The 403-nt window shown below is 43.9% G+C and carries 1 protein-coding gene; it reads left to right on the plus strand.

What is annotated here, in order from left to right; all coding sequences use genetic code 11:
* On the plus strand, positions 1-385 hold a 385-nt coding region (locus tag AB4585_RS26470), incomplete at its 5' end, for a GNAT family N-acetyltransferase (protein ID WP_372171727.1).
* Between the last annotated feature and the right edge of the window lie 18 nt (positions 386-403).

Genomic DNA, 403 nt, shown 5'->3' on the forward strand with positions numbered 1-403 from the left:
GCACTATATGCTCACTCACATCCACTCTCCTGCGACAATCGCTACTGAAGTAAAAGACAGCAATATTCACTATTACCTCATTCACAAAGACGGTAAACCTGCGGGCTATGTGGGCGTAAAGCTACAACCAGAGCAACTGTTTTTAAGCAAGATTTACGTGCTGTCTAGTGAGCGAGGCAATGGAATTGGCGCGGTATCAATTAGCTTTATCAAGGACTTAGCCAAGTCGAACAATTTGAATAAGATCTTTCTCACCGTCAATAAATACAATGCCCACTCCATTGCTGCCTATCAGCGCATCGGCTTTGAAATAACAGAAGAGATCGTCGCTGACATTGGGGGTGGTTATGTCATGGATGATTATAAGATGGAGCTAAACCTCTAGGGTCTGTTGACCTTTTGC

The sequence above is a fragment of the Vibrio sp. 10N.222.49.C9 genome (assembly GCF_041474985.1).
In the GTDB taxonomy this organism is placed as follows: domain Bacteria; phylum Pseudomonadota; class Gammaproteobacteria; order Enterobacterales; family Vibrionaceae; genus Vibrio; species Vibrio crassostreae_C.